Source organism: Pseudomonas glycinis, assembly GCF_054871425.1.
Genome location: NZ_JBTYHF010000007.1, coordinates 383,827 through 402,445 on the forward strand (window position 1 = coordinate 383,827; position 18,619 = coordinate 402,445).

The 18,619-nt window shown below is 63.1% G+C and carries 12 protein-coding genes; 10 read left to right on the plus strand and 2 right to left on the minus strand.

The features are described from left to right. Positions 1-4: 4 nt before the first annotated feature. The 5 genes from ACYSTU_RS18990 (at position 5) to ACYSTU_RS19010 (ending at position 6,107) form a co-directional block, all read left to right on the plus strand. Complete coding sequence (locus ACYSTU_RS18990) at positions 5-1,558, plus strand: c-type cytochrome (RefSeq protein WP_499000863.1); 1,554 nt, start codon at positions 5-7, stop codon at positions 1,556-1,558. Beyond that, the gene (locus tag ACYSTU_RS18995; RefSeq protein WP_336352619.1) at positions 1,555-2,028 is read left to right on the plus strand and encodes a (2Fe-2S)-binding protein; all 474 of its coding nucleotides are present in this window, start codon (positions 1,555-1,557) and stop codon (positions 2,026-2,028) included. Before ACYSTU_RS18990 ends, ACYSTU_RS18995 begins: the two co-directional genes overlap by 4 nt. Further along, complete coding sequence (locus tag ACYSTU_RS19000) at positions 2,025-4,259, plus strand: xanthine dehydrogenase family protein molybdopterin-binding subunit (protein WP_499000866.1); 2,235 nt, start codon at positions 2,025-2,027, stop codon at positions 4,257-4,259. The genes ACYSTU_RS18995 and ACYSTU_RS19000 overlap by 4 nt, the downstream gene beginning before the upstream one ends. A 170-nt stretch (positions 4,260-4,429) precedes the next feature. Beyond that, positions 4,430-5,542: an alkene reductase gene (locus ACYSTU_RS19005; RefSeq protein ID WP_499000869.1), complete on the plus strand. Its 1,113-nt coding sequence runs from the start codon at positions 4,430-4,432 to the stop codon at positions 5,540-5,542. An 88-nt stretch (positions 5,543-5,630) separates the two neighbouring features. Further along, positions 5,631-6,107, plus strand: a complete 477-nt coding sequence (locus ACYSTU_RS19010) for a helix-turn-helix domain-containing protein (protein ID WP_016774798.1) — start codon at positions 5,631-5,633, stop codon at positions 6,105-6,107. Positions 6,108-6,350: 243 nt separating this feature from the next. On the opposite strand, the gene ACYSTU_RS19015 is transcribed toward ACYSTU_RS19010, so the two are convergent. Then, the gene (locus ACYSTU_RS19015; RefSeq protein WP_499000926.1) at positions 6,351-11,510 is read right to left on the minus strand and encodes a trifunctional serine/threonine-protein kinase/ATP-binding protein/sensor histidine kinase; all 5,160 of its coding nucleotides are present in this window, start codon (positions 11,508-11,510) and stop codon (positions 6,351-6,353) included. Between the two features lie 352 nt (positions 11,511-11,862). On the opposite strand from ACYSTU_RS19015, the gene ACYSTU_RS19020 reads away from it, so the two are divergent. Together ACYSTU_RS19020 and ACYSTU_RS19025 are read left to right on the plus strand one after the other, a co-directional pair. Beyond that, positions 11,863-12,852: a response regulator gene (locus ACYSTU_RS19020; protein ID WP_499000872.1), complete on the plus strand. Its 990-nt coding sequence runs from the start codon at positions 11,863-11,865 to the stop codon at positions 12,850-12,852. Next, complete coding sequence (locus ACYSTU_RS19025; RefSeq protein ID WP_323165275.1) at positions 12,849-13,250, plus strand: response regulator transcription factor; 402 nt, start codon at positions 12,849-12,851, stop codon at positions 13,248-13,250. Before ACYSTU_RS19020 ends, ACYSTU_RS19025 begins: the two co-directional genes overlap by 4 nt. Before the next feature lie 5 nt (positions 13,251-13,255). On the opposite strand, the gene ACYSTU_RS19030 is transcribed toward ACYSTU_RS19025, so the two are convergent. Further along, a complete protein-coding gene (locus ACYSTU_RS19030; protein WP_499000877.1) occupies positions 13,256-13,858 on the minus strand; it encodes a TetR/AcrR family transcriptional regulator in 603 nt (200 codons plus the stop codon). 139 nt (positions 13,859-13,997) lie between these two features. Between ACYSTU_RS19030 and ACYSTU_RS19035 the strand changes: the two genes are divergently transcribed. The 3 genes from ACYSTU_RS19035 to ACYSTU_RS19045 all read left to right on the plus strand — a co-directional run bounded on the left by ACYSTU_RS19035 (position 13,998) and on the right by ACYSTU_RS19045 (position 18,613). Continuing rightward, entirely contained in the window at positions 13,998-14,786 is a 789-nt protein-coding gene (locus tag ACYSTU_RS19035; protein ID WP_110645344.1) for an SDR family NAD(P)-dependent oxidoreductase, read from the plus strand. Positions 14,787-14,841: 55 nt separating this feature from the next. Continuing rightward, positions 14,842-15,858, plus strand: coding sequence for an NADP-dependent oxidoreductase (locus ACYSTU_RS19040; RefSeq protein ID WP_499000880.1), 1,017 nt, complete (start codon positions 14,842-14,844; stop codon positions 15,856-15,858). A 349-nt stretch (positions 15,859-16,207) separates the two neighbouring features. Beyond that, on the plus strand, positions 16,208-18,613 hold the full coding sequence (locus ACYSTU_RS19045; RefSeq protein WP_499000883.1) for a glucose/quinate/shikimate family membrane-bound PQQ-dependent dehydrogenase: 2,406 nt from the start codon (positions 16,208-16,210) through the stop codon (positions 18,611-18,613). Positions 18,614-18,619 lie beyond the last annotated feature (6 nt).

The window sequence follows — 18,619 nt, forward strand, 5'->3', positions numbered from 1 at the left end:
CTCGTTGAGTTCGGGAAAGTTGTGCCAAGGCTACGGTCAGCCAGCGGGGGCGAGAATCCGTGCCACTGACAACGCACTGATGCGCGGCGCGCAACGTTGCTTGTGGCGCAACGCGCTGTTGCGCGGGCCGGTGATTCTCCGCCGCAAGGGTCTTCTCTACGCTTTGGCCCTGGCGCTGACGTCCGCATCGGCGCCCTTCCCCGGCTGCTACAAGGAGCGTTTCCATGACCCGCACTGCACTCGTCCTGCCACTGTCCGCCGCGTTTTTCTGCCGACCATGAACAGCCATTTGCTCAAATCCAGAACCCTGTGGATCAGCGTCGCCATGCTCGCGGTGATCGGCCTGATCGTCGCCGTCGCGCTGATGTGGCGCCCGGCGATCGCACCAATCAAACGGCCGACGTCATTCGATACTGCGCAGTTGCAACGCGGCGCACGGGTGGTCGAGGCCGGCGACTGCGCGGTGTGCCATACCCGCCCCGGTGGCGAATACCTGGCTGGCGGGCTGCCGCTGGTGACGCCGTTCGGCACGCTGTACAGCACCAACATCACCCCGGATGCGCAGACCGGCATCGGTGAATGGTCACTGCCGGCCTTCGAGCGGGCGATGCGTGAAGGCATTGCCCGCGACGGCCACTTTCTCTACCCGGCGTTTCCTTACGTGCACTACCGGCGCATGAGCTCCGAAGACATCGCCGACGCCTATGCCTACCTGATGAGCGGCCCCGCCGTACACGCCCCGGCGCGGCAGAACCAGATGAATTTCCCGATGAACATCCGTCCTCTGGTGTCGTTCTGGAACCTGCTGTTTCTGCATGGCGAGCCACTGACGCCGCTGGCCGAACACAGCGCGGCATGGAATCGCGGACGCTATCTGGTCGACGGTCCGGGCCACTGCGCCGGCTGCCATTCGCCGCTGAACCTGATCGGCGCGGAGAAATCCTCGCAATATCTTCAGGGCGGCAGCGTCGATGGCTGGGAAGCGCCGGCCCTGGTCGGCCTCGGGCAGCGCGCCAATCCGTGGAATCGCGAGCAATTGGTCGGCTATCTGCGCGCCGATGTGGTCGATGGCCACGGCACGCCCGCCGGCCCGATGCGCCCGGTCAGCCTGAGTCTGGCGCGCTTGCCGGCCAGTGAAGCCGAGGCGATTGCCGACTACCTGCTGAGCCTGCAAAACCCGCAAGCGGTGAGCGAAACTACCGCGCAAAAGCCGCCAAGCAGTCCAGCGGATCACACAACCGGCGCCCTGCTCTTCAGCAGCGCCTGCGCCGGATGTCACGCACCCGCCGCGCCGATGCGCGAAATCGACGGCCGCCCAGGCCTGCAAAGCACTTCGGCGCTGCAAGCGGCCAGCTCGCGCAACTTTCTCAAGACCGTGCTCGAAGGCGTGCCCGCCATTCCCGGCGCCCCCGGCCCGGTGATGCCGCCATTCGCCGCCAGCCTCGACAACGCCCAACTCGGCGCACTCGCCGCGTATCTGCGCGAGCAAGCCAAACCCGAGCAGCCATGGACCGACCTTTCTTCCACTATTGAAGCGTTACGTCAGGAGACGAAATGAGCCAGATCACTCTCACCGTCAATGGAGCCGCCCAAGCGCTGGAGCTGGAAGCGGACATGCCGCTGCTGTATGCGCTGCGCAACCACTTGAACCTCAACGGCGCCAAGTACGGCTGCGGCCTGGGCCAGTGCGGCGCGTGCACGGTGATCGTCGACGACCAACCGGTGTTCGCCTGCCTCACGCCGTGCGCAGGCCTTGAAGGGAAAAAAATCCGCACCGTGGAAAGCCTCGGCAGCGCAGACAAACCCGGCCCGTTGCAAGCGGCATTCATCGACAAGCAGGCCGCGCAATGCGGTTACTGCATCGCCGGCATGCTGATGCGCGCGCAGGCGTTGCTCGAACGCGATCCGCACCCGGACGAACAAACCATCCGCGAACACATGGCCGGCAATCTGTGCCGTTGCGGCACGCACTTGCGCATTATCGAGGCGATCAAACAGGTGGCTGGGCACAACGGGAGCCTGACATGAGCGAAGCAAACGGCTTGAACCCCAGCCGCCGGGCCTTCCTGCGTGGCGGCGCGTTGCTCATGGCTTTTACGCTGATGCCGGTAGCGCGGCGTGTCTTGGCCGACACCGAAGTCGACACCCTCGGCACCGTAGTGCTGGCCCCCGATCTGCCCGGCAGCCTGCGCACCAACCCATACCTCGACGCGTGGATTCGCATCGGCGCCGACGGCATCACCGTGTACACCGGCAAGGTCGAACTGGGCACCGGGGTGAAAACCGCGTTGCTGCAAATTGCCGCCGAGCGTTTGCAGGTGCCGGCCAGCGCAATCAACTTGCTCACCGCCGACACCGCGCTGACGCCGAATGAAGGCTACACCGCCGGCAGCCACAGCATTTTCGACAGCGGCACCGCGCTGTACAACGCCGCCGCGCAAGTGCGGGAAATGCTCGTGGACGCCGCCGCGCGCAGTTGGCAAGTCGATGCGGCACAACTGAGCACTCGCGACGGCATCATCGAAGGGCCGAATAGTCAGCGCATGGCATATGCCGACGCGGTCAAGCATGTCGATGTGCACCAGTACGCCAAGGCGCAATCACCGGCGATGGCGGCGGCCGATTTCAAACTGATCGGCCACAACCTGCCGCGCCTGGACATCCCGGCCAAGGTCAGCGGTGGCGCGGCATTTGTGCAGGACATGCGCTTGCCGGGCATGCTGCATGCGCGGGTGATTCGCCCGCCGCGTCCCGGCTGCACGCTTCAGGCGTTCGATGCCGCGTCCGTCGAGGCGTTGAGCGGCGTGGTCAAAGTGATTCGCGACGGCAACTATCTGGCCGTGGTCGCCCGTGATGAGTGGCAAGCGATCAAGGCCATGCGCAGCGGCATTGAAAGTGCCAAGTGGAGTGGTGGCGAGGCGATTCCCGAAGCCGCCGGGATTCACGATTTGCTCAAGCAATTGCCCTCCAAGCGCTATCCGATCAGCAACAACGGCAATGCCGGCGGCGCGACCGAAACGCGCTTCAAGGCGCGGGTGACCAAGCAGTACTTGATGCACGGTTCGATCGGCCCGTCCTGTGCGGTGGCCTGGTTCAACGACGGCGTGCTCACGGTGTGGACCCACACCCAGGGCGTCTATCCGCTGCGCGCAGGTATCGCCGAAATGCTGCGTCTGCCGCCGGAACGCGTGCGCTGCATTCACACCGAAGGCTCGGGTTGCTACGGCCACAACGGCGCCGATGATGCCGCCGCCGATGCCGCGCTGATCGCCATGCGCCTGCCGGGCACGCCGGTAAGGGTGCAATGGATGCGCGAGCAGGAAAATCTCTGGGAGCCGTACAGTTCGGCGATGGTCACCGAAATCGATGCCGGCCTCAGTCAGGGCCGTTTGCAGGACTGGAACTACGAGCTGTGGACCACGCCGCACAACGAACGCATCGTCAACGCTGGTCGCCTGCTGCCGGCACGCCTGTTGGCGAAACCCTTCACCTCGGCGCCCTCGGTGCCGATCGTCCAACCCGAAGGTGATGGCGATCGCAACGCGGTGCCGCTGTACGAGCTGGGCGCGACGCGGATCAACATGAATTTCGTCACCACCATGCCGTTCCGCACTTCGGCCATGCGCTCGCTGGGTGCGCACATCAACATCTTCGCCATCGAGGCAGGTATTGATGAGTTGGCGATCAAGGCCGGGCTCGATCCGCTGGCGTTGCGCCTGGCGCATCTGAGCGACCCACGTGCCCGGGCTGTGATTGAGCGCGTGCGTGACGAAATCGGCTGGCCCCACAAGAGCAGCGAACCCGGCGCGGGGACCGGTTTTGCCTTCGCCCGCTACAAAAACATCATGGGTTACTGCGCCCTTGCGGTGAAACTGCGGGTGCATCCGCAGACCGGCGAAATCCGTGTCGATCATGTGGTAACGGCGGTCGACGTTGGCCAGATCGTCAGCCCCGATGGCCTGCGCAATCAGGTCGAGGGCGGCATAGTCCAGTCGGCCAGTTGGACGCTCTACGAAAAAGTCGCCTACGACGCCGGCGGCATTCGCAGTTACGACTGGAGCGGCTACCCGATTCTGCGCTTTACGCAATTGCCGAAAAAAGTCGACGTGCACCTGCTCGATCAACCGGGCGAACCCTTCCTCGGTGCTGCCGAAATCGTCCAAGGGCCGATGGCTGCTGCGCTCGGCAACGCGGTCAGCAATGCCACTGGTCGGCGCTGGCTGCACCTGCCGCTGACCCGTTCCAGCCAACCCTCCTGAACCACACCCGCGCTCGTCATGGATGAGCGCGGGTGCCGTTGCGTTGCGCGCAAAACTGCGTAGCGCCGGCCACGGATTATCAGCCCCGCCACCCCGGTTAAGTTACCTGCACAACGCGCGGCACCTGGCTGCCGCGCTTGAACCCTACTCATCGAAATCCGGAGCTACCCATGACCCGTCGCCTGTTTCAACCCATCGCACTCGGCCCTTACACCCTTGCTCATCGCGTGGCGATGGCGCCCCTGACCCGCTCGCGCGCTGGCCAGCCGGGCGACGTGCCGACCGCAATGAACGCCGAGTACTACCGCCAACGCGCCAGTGCTGCGCTGATCATCACCGAAGCCACGCAGATTTCTCAGCAAGGCCAGGGCTATGCGTGGACGCCGGGGATCTACAGCGATGCGCAAGTCCACGCCTGGCGCGAAGTCAGCACGGCGGTGCACGCGGCCAACGGTCTGATCTTCATGCAGCTGTGGCACGTCGGCCGGGTCTCGCATCCCAGCTTCCAGCCGGACGCCGGTTTGCCGGTGGCGCCGAGCGCCCTGCCTGTGCCGGGCAAGACTTTTATCGTCGATGAACAAGGCAATGGCGTGTGGGGCGATGTGCCGGTGCCGCGCGCCCTCGAAACAGCGGAAATCGCCGACATCGTCGAAGACTATCGCCGCGCTGCGCGCAACGCGTTGAACGCTGGCATGGACGGCGTGGAGATCCATGCTGGCAACGGTTATCTGCTCGATCAGTTCCTCAACAGCAACAGCAACCAGCGTGATGACGCCTATGGCGGCAACGTGGAAAACCGTGCGCGGTTTCTGCTCGAAGTGGTCGCCGCCGTCGCTGATGAAGTCGGCGCCGAGCGCGTCGGCGTACGTCTGACGCCGATGGGCCGCTTCATGGGCATGGGTGATGACACGCCTGAAGCGACCTTCGGTTATCTGGTGGAAGCGCTCAACCAGTGGAATCTGGCCTACCTGCACCTGGTCGAGCCGGCCATGGTCGGCACGGTCAAGGACGAAAACTTCGACCCGCGCTGGGACGCGATCATCGCCCAGTTGCGCCAGACCTGGAACGGCGTGCTGATCCTCGCGGGCGGTTACGACGCCGAGTCCGCTGAACAGGCGCTCAACGCCGATCGCGCCGACATCATCGCCTTTGGCCGGCCATTCCTGGCCAACCCGGATCTGCCGCGTCGGCTGCACGATGGCCTTGAGCTGAACACGCCTGATCCGAGCAGTTTCTTCGGCGGCGATCAGCGTGGTTACGTCGATTATCCGTTTCACGCCTGAGGCTTGGGCTTCATAACTTTTAAGGTTTGTTTAAGGACTTTAAATAAAGCCTGCGGCCAGACTTTGCCCATCGATCAGGAGAGCCGCCATGAACCCGCAATCGGTGAAGTCAGACCCTTCCTGCCACCTGGCTCGCCCACTGGGCGCACTGTCCGGCTGGCAGGAACGCCGCGCCAAGGCCTACATGCTGCACGATCTGAGCCGCAGCCTGCGCGTCAGCGAGATTGCCGAACATTGCAATCTGTCACGCAGCCACTTTTCCCGGGCGTTCAAGATCGTCACCGGCTGCTCGCCTCAGGAATGGATGCTGAAGATGAAGATCGACAAGGCCAAAGGGCTGTTGCTGACCTCGATGGCGATTACCGAGATTGTTTATGAATGCGGATTTTCCGATCACTCGCACTTCACCCGCACGTTCGGGCGCATGGTGGGAATGCCGCCGAAGGTCTGGCGCCAACTGATGTGCGGAGCGCGGGTGGCGCTGGTGGATGCGGATGTCTGGCGGCTCAGCGATGGGTTGCTGAATTCGACGATGGGCCAGCGCTTGACGGAACTGCGGCCCTGAGTCGGATTTCAAAGGGTTTTGTTCACTCCTCCCTTTTGGCCGCGATTTTTCGCGGCTTTTTTTTGAACGGCGCACCGCCGTTCGGCATTGGAGTGGCGGTGAATTCACCCCTCACCCCAGCCCTCTCCCCGAGGAGAGGGAGCCGATTTGTGTGCTTTTCCAATCCTGAGTTCAACTCGGACTTTCACGTCGGCGTATCTCCCCCAAACACCCCGGTCAGTCCCCTCTCCCTCCGGGAGAGGGTTAGGGTGAGGGGCTTTTGATCCTGGCGTCCGGCGCAAGCGGCAGCCTGAAGCAGATCCGCGCGCCCTCTTCGCTGTCTTCCACGCGCAACGTCCCGCCATGGGCGCCTATCACCGTTCGGCAAATCGCCAGGCCCATGCCCATGCCGCTGCCCTTGGTGGTGAAGAACGCATCGAAAATTTCTTCACGCTGATGCTCGGCGATCCCCGGCCCGTTGTCTTGAAAAGCCACGCAGACCTGCCCGTCGGACAGCGTCGACTCAATCACCAGGCGCCCGTCAGTCACGCCCTGCCCAGCCATTGCTTCCAGCGCGTTGACGATCAGGTTGTAGATCACCTGCTGGATCTGCACCCGATCCCCCAGCACCGGGTCAGCAGCGTTGAGTTGCGTGTGCAAACTCACCCCGCGATTGTGCACATCGCTGGCCGTCAGTTGCACGACCTCACCGATCAACGCGTCAATCGACACCGGCAATCGTTGCAACGGCGCCTGCCTGGCCAATGCGCGCAAAGCCTGGACGATCTCGGTGGCACGGGCGCTGTCGGAGCGGATGTCTTCGAGTCCCTGAATAGCCTCGTCGAGATCAGGCGTGTCGCGCTTGAGCCAGCGCAGACTGGCCGAGGCGTTCGATGAAATGCCCAGCAGCGGCTGGCTGATTTCGTGGGCGATCGAGGCCGACAGTTCGCCCATCATTTTCAGGTGCGAGTTGCGCGCCAGTTCCGCCCGCGAGCTGCGCAAGTCGGCTTCCATCTGCGCGCGCAAGCGGTTGTCTTCGACCAGTTGCGCGTAGAGCCGCGCGGTCTGCAGCGACACCGCTGCCTGCGAGGCGAGAATTTCCAGCATGGTCAGGCGTTCGGCGCTGAACAGCTTCGGTACCAGGCTGTTTTCCAGATACACCAGACCGATCAGCGCGCCCTGCTTGAGCAACGGCAGGCACATCAGCGAGCGCGTCTGCCGTTGCTGCAGATCAGCGCTGTAGGCTTGCGGGCAGTCGGCGCGGGCATCGTCAAGCACTAGCGGCGTGCGCGTGCGCATGGTCGAATTGAGCACTGAAACCGGCGCGATCTGCTCCAGCGAGCGATCGTTGTCCTGACTGACCCGCACGTTGCCCGCCTCGACATGCGCGGCAGCGGCCAATTGCAACTCACCCTCGGCGACCAACAGCAGCGCGCCGCGGTCGGCACCGGCCTGAATCATCAAGTGATTCATCAAGGTCTCCACCAGCCGATCGAGCAACACCTCTTGCGAGACCGCGCGTGCCGCTTCAATGCCGACTTCCAGGTCAAGGCGCACCCGCGTCACCGGCGTTCCCGCTTCCAGGGAATGCTCGTGGGCGAGAAACGGATGCTGCGCTTCGAGCTGGCGCGCCTTGGCTTCAGCGCCCCACAGCACATAGCAGTCGCGCGCAACACGCAGGTGATGATGCGTGCCGGAGACCAGGCCGTTGGCCAGACAGACATCGGCCAGTTGTTCATGTGCCAGTGCTTGCTCATGGATAAACCCGGCAGCGGCCGCCGCGATTTGCGCTTGGTCGAAGCAGCGAATGGCGGCCAGCCCTTCGCCGCGCACGCGGGCCATCGCGCCTTCGATCAGCAGCAGTTTGTTGCTGAAGGTCGAAGGATTGAGCTCGACCCATGGCAGAAAACGCTGCCGTTGCTGCTCCAGTTTCTGCAGTTTTTCGGCAACAGAGCCCGGCGCCTCGGGACTGGCCAGTGCCAAGCTGTAGAACAGGTAATAATGCGCCAGATCAATGTGCGCCGGCAGCGACCAGGTTAACGCCTCGGCGTCTTCGAAACGGCGCAACGCGTAACGCACTGCACCGAAATAGAACGCCGACATGCCCGAATACAACCACATCCACAACAGCGTCGGCTGTGAAACGCGGTCGCGATGCAGCGGGCCGAAGCGGTCATGTTCCAAAGCAGCCAGCATTGCGATCGAACGAGGCTCAGGCCCATTGCGCAAATCGCTGGCAAACGCCTGTTGCGCCAGCAGAATGCGCTCGATGTCGATGTAGTGAAACTGCCGCACCCAACTCAGGCCGACGTCCAGCTCGTTCAACACGTTTGGCAGCGGCTCGCCCATGAACAGCAGATCAGAGCCGATGTGGTTGCAGGCGTAACACGACATGCCCAGATCACCGCCGGCCTGACCGCACTCAAACGCGGCGAAAGCCTTCTGCCGCGCGTAAGCCATCGGCCGGGTCCACGCGCTGACCTGATCCAGCGCCACCAGCGTGCCGGTGCGCCCCGCCTCATAGCCGTGCAGATCAGTCAGTTCCAGCGCCAGTTCGGCGAAAGCAACACCGTCCAGATATTCGCCATAACGGTCGGCAATCATCACGCCGTACCAGGCAAAACCGTAGCCGCTGCTGGGTGTGGTGCCGTGCAAGAGGGTCAGTTCAACCATCTTCGCCAAGTGCAGAAAAGCAATGTCGTCCTGCACGAAGAACGAGGCGATCAGCGTGCTCAGCAGCTCCATGGCCATTTCGATTCGCGGCTCGTTGGCTTTGGGCAACGCCGTCAACTCAGCGATCCGTCGCGCACCGACCAATTGCCGAACCCGTTCGAACGCTTCGCCCAGTTGCGCCTTCGAGGGGTGTCGCTGCAGGTCGATGTCGAGCAACGCAAGACCGGCCAGCGCTTCGCCGATCGCGCCGTGGTAATCGGAATGCAAGGTGCGCAGGCTGGCGCGCAGGCGGTAGGTTTTCGCGCGGTCCAGCACGGTGGCAGCGTGTTCCAGGCAATCGTCGAGACGCTGTTGCGCGCCGGGCAGATCCGCCAGCAACATCGCGCAGTCGGCTGCCAGCCAGCGCGCCGCGAAGGCTTGCGGGTAGAGCTGCGTCCAGCCGTTGTCGCCGAGTAATACCTCGGCGCTGCGCAGATAATCCACGGCCTGCTCGACAGCGGCGCTATCGCGGGCGCGCTCGGCAGCTTCGAGCAATAACTGGATGAATTCAGCGCGTCGAGGCGCTTGCAGCGCATTGCCGGCGCTGCGCTGAATCTGACTGGCGATGTCGAAGACCCGCGCCTGCCGCTGCTCGCAGCTTCGATCGAGCATGGCGGCAGCGATGCGCGCATGCTCAGCCGAACGCCCGGCCGGTGCGGTCAGCGCAGCGGCGGCTTCCAACACCCGATCGTGGGGAAACACCAGTTGGCCCGGCTCGCGCAGGAAAAATCCGGCGCTGACCAGATAATCCACGTCACGCAGCAATTGCGCCGGATCGTCCCCCAGCAAATCGCCCAACAGCGTTTCGTCACAGCGGCCACCGACGTAACCCGCGGTGCGCAACACTTCACGGGCACTGGCCGGCAGACGCTGCAAGCGTTGCACCATCAATTCGGCCACGTTGTCGGCGTAGCGATAGCCGTTCACTTCGGCCTGATCCCACACCCAGCGCCGCGTCGTCGCGTCGAAACGCAGCAGACGCTCGTCCACCAGCGCGCGCGCCACCTGGCTGACGAACAACGGATTGCCGGCGGTTTTGAAATGCACGACGCGGGCCAGCGCCTCGAGGTTGTCGACGTCAGCATCGAGTTCGACCGCCATCAGCTGCGCAACGGCCTGCACCGACAGCGGCCCTAGTCGAAGGTCACTGACTGGCAGCGCGGGTGCTCTGCGCATCTCATCGAGCCAGCCGCCCGGATGCTCCGTCAACTCGCCCTCGCGATACGCCAGAACCAGCAGCAGATGCCGCGTCGGTCGGGCGATAAAGGCTTTGAGAAACGCCTGCGTCGAGTCGTCAGCCCACTGCAAGTCGTCGATAAACAGCAGCAGCGGATGCCCCGGTTGCGCAAAGACTTCGAGCACATCGAGCAGCGCCCGATTGACCCGGTCGAGGGCGTGGCGCGCCGGCATGTTCGGCAGTTCGGCGGTGGCGCCAATCAGCAGTTCGGCTTCCGGCGCCAGGTCCAGCAGCAAGCGGCCACGGCCCTTGAGGGTTTCGCGCAGTTGCTCGGCCAAGGCCTGCAAGGCCAGCGTGGGCTTGGTCAACACTTGGCTGATCAGAGACTGAAAAATCTGCGCCAGCGGCGCGAAGGGCCGGTCATTGTTCAGCAGTTCGATCTTGCCGCTGGCCCAATAACCGGGTGCCTGGCTACGCAGGACTTGCTGGATCAGCGTCGACTTCCCCGCCCCCGGTGCGCCGGCAACCAGCAGCACCCGAGCGATGCCGTCGCTACGCACGCGCCGGATCTGTTCAAGCAGCTGCTGACGTTCGTCATCACGACCAAACAGCACATCGCCGCGCGTGGCCGTTGCGCGAGCATCGAAAGCACCGAGGCGGAACGCTTCGATCTGGCCTTTTTTCTGCCATTGCCGCAGGCACCAGGTCAGATCGGCGGCCAGCGATTCGATGCTTTGATAGCGCGCGTCCGGCTCCTTGGCCAGGCCCTTGAGCAGCACATGGCAAATGCCTTGCGGCAGGTCGGGTAGATATTGAGCTGGCGACAATGGCTGGACGGCGGCGTGCACATGCAACCATTGCGAGGCGTCGCGAGCGATCAGCGGCGGGCGCCCGGTCAGCGCCTCGTAGAGGATTGCCGACAGCGCATAGACGTCGCTGCGCTCATCGGAATCGACGCCGTCGCGCTGCAGCTGTTCCGGCGCCAGATAAGGCCAGTGTTCCAGGCTCGGCAGTTCGGTCGCCGGCGTTTCCTGCGCGTGGGTGTGAAAGCCCATCAGCCTGACGCTGTCGTCAGCATCGACCAGCAAATGCCAAGGCAATAAAGAACACTGTGGGAGCGAGCCTGCTCGCGAAAGCGGTGGGTCAGTCAGGGGTGATGTCGGCTGGAATGACGCTTTCGCGAGCAGGCTCGCTCCCACAGGGTTTTGCGCTGTTTCCGGATGGCGAGAGTGGACCAGCGCATTGGCAGCGGCGACGGCGATATTCAGCACCCGTCCGAGTGGTAAGCCGGCGGCGTCGATCAGTCCAGTCAGCGGCGCGCCCCATTGCGGGTAGACCAACACCGGCCCGTCCGCCGAACGTATCAGCGCGAGCGGGTTGAGCGCCCACTGCGAAGGCAACTGCAAATGGAAATCGCGCTCCAACCGCTGGCACAGCGCCGGACGCTGGATCGGCGCACGCACAGCGAACCAGCTCTGGCCCGAGCGGCCGTCTTCAAGGCTGAACCAGGTCAGTTCATGGTCACGGCGCAGCAGACTGAACCGACAGTTCTCCAGCCATTCTTCATCGAGCATCGGCGCATCGGCCGCGCGGGAAATTGCAGATGAAGATGGCTGGCCGGGCATACGCATTCACCGCTGGAAATGGGATTCGGGCTGGTGGCGAAGTATACCCAGCGTTTTTTTGCCAGAGGGCCAGCCGCTGCGCTGATGTCCGTCCGCAGCCTCAAGATGGCCGTCCAGAGCCTTGCGCGGCTGTTTCTTGCGCTATACAAGCGCACGTCTTATCCCTCGGGATAATTGCTTTATGCCAGGCTGTCCCCTAGCGTACGAACCTGATAACCCGGCGCCCGCGCCCTGTCCTTCTCACCGCAACGCAGAGGCCCGCATGATCCGACTCGGCCAAGCCACGATTTCTTTGGAACGGCGCGAAGCCTTTCTCGATGGCCGGCCCTTGCGCATGGGCGGGCGGGCGTTCGAAATACTTTCGGTACTGATGCAGGCCGATGGGCGCATCGTCAGCAAGGACGAGCTGATCAATCAGGTGTGGCCGGACATCGTCGTCGAAGAGAACAATCTGCAAGTGCAGATTTCCTCGCTGCGCAAACTGCTCGGGGAAAAAGAAATCATCCAGACGGTTGCCCGTCGAGGTTACCGATTATTGAAAGACCGCGAACCCAAACTGCCCGTGTTCAACGCCCTGGCCTCGGCGCCGATGGTGGCGCAGCCGCCGTCGGTCGATACGCAATCGGTGCCGGTGTTCATCGTTGACGATGAGGCCTGCGTGCGTACCGCGCTGAGCCGCTTGTTGCGCGCCGAAGGCATCGAGCACCGGATTTTCCAGTCCGCCGAAGAACTGCTCGAGGCCGACATCGCCAATGGCCCGGCGTGCCTGCTGCTCGACGTCAGCCTGCCCGAAACCACAGGCCTGCAATTGCAGGCAGCGCTGAACGAGCGCGGCTTGCCGTGGCCGGTGATCTTCATGACCGGCCACGGCACGATTCCGATGTCGGTGCAGGCGATGAAGGCCGGCGCGGTGGAGTTCCTGACCAAACCATTCAATGACGATGAACTGCTCGGCATTCTGCGCAGCACCCGTCAACACGCCGCGACGGCGTTCAATCAATGGCAACGTGTTCAGCACGCGCGGCAATTGGCGGCGCAACTGACACCGCGTGAGCGCGAGGTGCTGCCGCTGATCGTCGGCGGTCTGTCGAACAAACAGATCGCCAACCAGTTGGGCACCAGTGAAGTGACCGCCAAGGTTCATCGCAAACACATCATGGCGAAGATGCAGACCCGCTCGCTGGTCAACCTCGTCGAACTCTACGGACTGATCAGCGCTGCGCCTTCGCCTGGCCCATCGAGCCTGTCGTGAGCGCCCCGGCGGGTCGCCCGACGGCGATCGAAAACACCCCACCGACGATTGTCTGCATCGTCGATGACGATGCGTCGGTGCGCAAAAGCCTGTCGAATCTGCTGCGTTCGGTCGGTTATCGCGCGCAGGTTTATGCCAGTGGCGAAGCGTTTCTCGCCGAAGCCGACTTTGCCGAGATCGCCTGCCTGCTGCTGGATCTGCGCATGCCCGGCCTGTCCGGCATAGACGTGATGCGCCAGCTGTCGCGACAGTTTCCGGTGATCTGCATGTCCGCCCATTGGGACGAGGCGGCGCTGGCTGAGTCCGGGCATTACCAGGCGTTTGAATGCCTGTGCAAACCCTTCGAAGAAGAGGTTTTGCTGGCGGCACTCGATAAGGCCCTGCACCGCCAGCACTGATCGCTTCAGCTGTCCTGCGTGTCTTGTTCCGCAGTTTCGATCGCGGGCAGCGACTCAGTCATCGAAGCGTGACACACCGCCAGAATCTCATCGGCCAGCGCCGAGTCATCCGGGCAGGCCCGCGACAGCATGATCGCCCCGACGGCGCGGGCCAGCAGGTCGATCATCCGGGTTCGGCCCTCACATTGCGGTGCATCCGCTGCGGTCGGGTATCTCTCGCCGAGCGTCTGCAACGTGCGCTCGATGCCTTCAGCGAACGCCGCTTTGACATCCCCGGACTGCCGCGCCGCATCGCCGCACAGCGCTGCCATGGTGCAACCGGTGGAACGGCCGTCGCGATGCTCGCGCGACACGTACACGTCGATGAAATCCTCCACGCTCATGCTTTCGGCGGCGGCCGTGGACTGCGCCAGGCTGTTGGCCGACGCTTCGGCCATCAGGTCGGCCTTGGAGCCGAAGTGTTTGTAGAAACCGCCGTGAGTAAAACCGGCGGCCGCCATCAGGTCAGCCACGCCGACCCCGTCATAACCGCGTTCGCGGAACATCACTGAAGCGGTTTCGACAATGTGCTCGCGATTGGCCTGAGCCTGGGCTTTGGATACGCGCATATTGAATACCTCCGGCGCTGAAAAATCATGCGCAGATGATACATAGATGTTGGCCGTAATCAAAACCGTTGACAGCTTAGATTTGGATCATCATCCTAAAGGCCCGCAATCAGTCTTCAACTGACAAAGAGCCCACACCATGACTACTCGCCCTACTGTTCTGATCACTGGCGCCTCCACCGGCATCGGCGCCGTCTACGCCGCACGTTTCGCCCAACGCGGGCACGATCTGGTGCTGGTCGCCCGTGACCAGTCGCGCCTGGACACCCTTGCTGCCGGTTTGCGCGCTGAACACAACGTCAATGTCGAAGTGCTACAGGCCGACCTCACGCAACTGAGCGACCTGCAAACCGTCGAGGCGCGTCTGCGTGACGACGCGCGCATCGGTATCCTCGTCAACAATGCCGGCGCGGCGCAGTCCGGTACCTTCATCGAGCAGAGCACCGACAGCGTGGCGCAACTGGTCGCGCTGAACACCACGGCGTTGGTGCGTTTGGCCAGTGCCATCGCCCCGCGTCTGGCCAAGGCCGGCGACGGCGCGATCATCAACATTGGCTCGGTGGTGGGCCTGGCGCCGGAGTTCGGCATGTCGGTGTATGGCGCGACCAAGGCGTTCGTACTTTTCCTCTCCCAGGGCCTGAGCCTGGAACTGTCGCCACAAGGCGTGTACGTGCAAGCCGTATTGCCTGCGGCCACCCGCACGGAAATCTGGGACCGCGCCGGTATCGACATCAACACCCTCACCGACATCATGGAAGTCGGCGACATGGTCGACGCCGCGCTGGTCGGTTTCGACCGTCGCGAAGTCGTGACCATCCCGCCGCTGCACGAAGGCGAGCGCTGGGATGCCTTGCAAGCGGCGCGTCAGGGGCTGTTGGGGCAGATCCGCCAGTCGGCGGTGGCGCAACGTTATCTGACTCAGGCCTGACCTCATCCAGACCCGCCTCTATGCCGGCGGGTTTCTACCGACAAGAGCATCCGCAATGAAGGCATTTTTCATCGAGCGCTACGGCAAGCAGAACGGCCGGATCGGCGACATCCCGGAACCGCAGGTCGGCGCGCACGACGTGCTGATCGAAGTGCGCGCCAGCAGCGTCAACCCGCTGGATCTGAAGATTCGCAGCGGCGAATTCAAGATGATCCTGCCCTATCAAATGCCTTTGATATTGGGCAACGATGTCGCCGGCGTGGTGCTCAGCACCGGTGCGGCGGTCAAGCGTTTCAAGCCGGGCGATGAGGTTTATGCGCGTGCGCCTGAAAACAGGATTGGCACGTTTGCCGAACGCATCGCTGTCGATGAAACAGCGGTCGCGTTGAAACCCGCCAATCTCGCCATGACCGAGGCGGCTTGCATGCCGCTGGTGGCGTTGACGGCATGGCAGGCACTGGTCGAAGTCGCCAACGTGCAAAAAGGCCAGAAAGTGCTGATTCACGCCGGCTCCGGTGGCGTTGGCACGGTCGCCATTCAAATGGCCAAACACCTCGGCGCTTTTGTTGCGACTACGACCAGCACGGCGAATGTCGCGTGGGTCAAGGCGCTGGGCGCTGATGTGGTGATCGATTACAAGCAGCAGGATTTCGCCATTGAGCTGCGCGACTACGACGTGGTGCTCAATAGCCTCGGCGGCGATGTGCTGGAGAAATCGTTGAAGGTGTTGAAACCGGGCGGGAAACTGATTTCCCTGTCAGGGCCGCCTACTGCGCAGTTCGCTCAGGAACAGGGTTTGTCCTGGCTGCTGGGGCTGGTCATGCGTCTGCTCAGCAGTGGCATTCGGCGCAAGGCGCGCAAGCGTGGGGTGGGTTATTCGTTTCTGTTCATGCGCGCCGATGGCGTTCAGTTGCAAAAAATCACTGCGTTGATTGAGGCAGGAGTGATCAAACCGGTGGTTGATCGTATTTTTCCGTTCAATCAGATTGGTGACGCCTTGCACTACGTTGAACAAGGACGGGCCAAGGGCAAGGTTGCCATCGTGATCGATCCTGAAACGCCCTCACCCTAACCCTCTCCCAAAGGGAGAAGGAACTGACCGAGCTGAATGCGCGGGTAACGCCGACCTGAGATACCGAGTCGAACATATATCCCAAAAAGTCCACAAATCAGCTCCCTCTCCTCGGGGAGAGGGCTGGGGTGAGGGTGAGTTCAGCGCGGTGTTTGTATATGTGCATTGCAACTGCAAGCCCGACTCGCCATCCCCGCCGAGACGTCGAGAAACCCCTCTCAACTTGCGTTTTGCTAATCCTGCACCACGCTTGATTCACAGAAGTGCACGTTTTCATGGCAAAACTGCCGTTAACTGAATGGTTAGTTACCGCTATAATCCCGCGCTTCATTCAAACGGGACTTTCAATGTGAACCACAGTCAACGCGTCTCAGGCGTTTCAACGTTCATTCTGGTCGGCCTTGGCGTGATCATCGCCCTGCTCGGTCTGGCGCTCGCGGCCGGCGGTGTGAAGCTGGTCAGCCTGGGCGGTTCCTGGTACTTCCTGGTCGGCGGTCTGGCGATGACCGTTTCCGGTGTGCTGATCGCCCTGAAGAAAACTGCAGGCGCCTGGCTGTTCGGCGCATTTCTCGTGGCCACCGCGATCTGGGCCGTAGCTGACGCGGGGCTGGTGTTCTGGCCGGTGTTCTCGCGCCTGTTCATGTTCAGCGCCATCGGCATGGTCGTCGCTCTGGTCTACCCGCTGCTGGCGCGCGCCAATGGCCGCGAGGCCGGTCGTGGCGCGTATGCCGTGGCCGCTGTGATTGCGGTCGGTGTCGCGGTTGCGGCGGGCAACATGTTCGTCGCCCACCCAACCGTTGCCGCCACTGGCACTGGCCCGGGCCTGACTCCGGTCGAGCCGGCCAAGGCGCAGAAAGACTGGGCGCACTACGGCAACACCGAAGGTGGCAGCCGCTTCGCCGCGCTCGACCAGATCAACCGCAACAACGTCGACAAGTTGAAAGTCGCGTGGACCTACCACACCGGTGACGTCGCCGAGAGCGATGGCAACGGCGCCGAAGACCAGCTCACCCCGCTGCAGGTCGGCAACAAAGTCTTCATCTGCACCCCGCACAACAACCTGATCGCTCTCGACGCCGACACCGGTAAAGAGCTGTGGAAGAACGCGATCAACGCGCAATCGAAAGTCTGGCAGCGCTGCCGTGGCATGGCCTATTTCGACGCCACCGCGACCATCGCTCAGCCGAGCAATTCTTCGATCATCGAAGTCAAACCCGAGCCGGCCGCCAACTGCCAGCGTCGTCTGCTGACCAACACCATCGATGCTCGCCTGATCGCGGTAGATGCTGACACTGGCGAGTTCTGCCAGGGTTTCGGCAACAACGGCCAGGTCGATCTGAAGGCCGGTCTGGGTGATGTTCCGGACAGCTACTATCAGTTGTCGTCCGCGCCATTGATGGCTGGCACCACCGTGGTGGTTGGCGGTCGTGTTGCCGACAACGTGCAAAGCGACATGCCCGGCGGTGTGATTCGTGGTTTTGACGTAATCACGGGCGCCATGCGCTGGGCGTTCGACCCGGGCAACCCGCAGGATCGCAACGCGCCGGCCGACGGCAAAACCTACGTGCGCAGCACGCCGAACAGCTGGGCGCCGATGTCCTACGACGCGGCGACCAACACGGTGTTCCTGCCGATGGGCAGCTCGTCCACCGACATTTATGGTGTCGAGCGCAGCGAACTGGACCACAAGTACGGCGCCTCGATCCTCGCGCTGGACGCCAGCACCGGTGAAGAACGCTGGGTGTTCCAGACCGTGCACAACGATCTGTGGGACTTCGACCTGCCGATGCAGCCGAGCCTGATCGACTTCGACAAGGACGGTCAAAGCGTTCCGGCGCTGGTCATCGGTACTAAGGCCGGGCAGATCTATGTGCTCGACCGCGCCACCGGCAAGCCGCTGACCGAGGTCAAGGAAGTACCGGTGAAAGCCGCGAACATCCCCAACGAGCCGTACTCGCCGACTCAGCCGAAATCCGTGGGCATGCCGCAGATCGGCGCGCAGCACCTGACCGAATCGGACATGTGGGGCGCCACGCCGTACGACCAGTTGCTCTGCCGCATCGACTTCAAGAGCATGCGCTACGACGGCCTGTACACCGCGCCGGGTACTGACAAATCGCTGAGCTTCCCGGGTTCGCTGGGCGGCATGAACTGGGGCAGCATCTCCACTGACCCGGTGCACGGTTTCATCTTCGTCAACGACATGCGCCTGGGTCTGTGGATCCAGATGATCCCGTCGCAGAACAAAGGCCAGGCCGCTGGCGGTGGCGAAGCGCTGAACACCGGCATGGGCGCTGTGCCGCTCAAAGGCACGCCGTACGCGGTGAACAAGAACCGCTTCCTGTCGGTGGCCGGCATCCCGTGCCAGGCGCCGCCGTTCGGCACTTTGACCGCGATCGACATGAAGACCCAGAAAGTCGCATGGCAGGTTCCGGTCGGCACCGTTGAAGACACCGGTCCCCTGGGCATCCGCATGCACCTGCCGATCAAGATCGGTCTGCCAACCCTCGGCGGCACCCTGTCGACCCAGGGCGGCCTGATCTTCATTGCCGGCACCCAGGACTTCTACCTGCGCGCCTTCAACAGCGGCAACGGCGAAGAAGTCTGGAAAGCCCGTCTGCCGGTCGGCAGCCAGGGCGGCCCGATGACCTACGTTTCGCCGAAGACCGGCAAGCAGTACATCGTCGTCACCGCTGGCGGCGCACGCCAGTCGACCGATCGGGGCGATTACGTGATGGCTTACGCCCTGCCGTAACTCGCT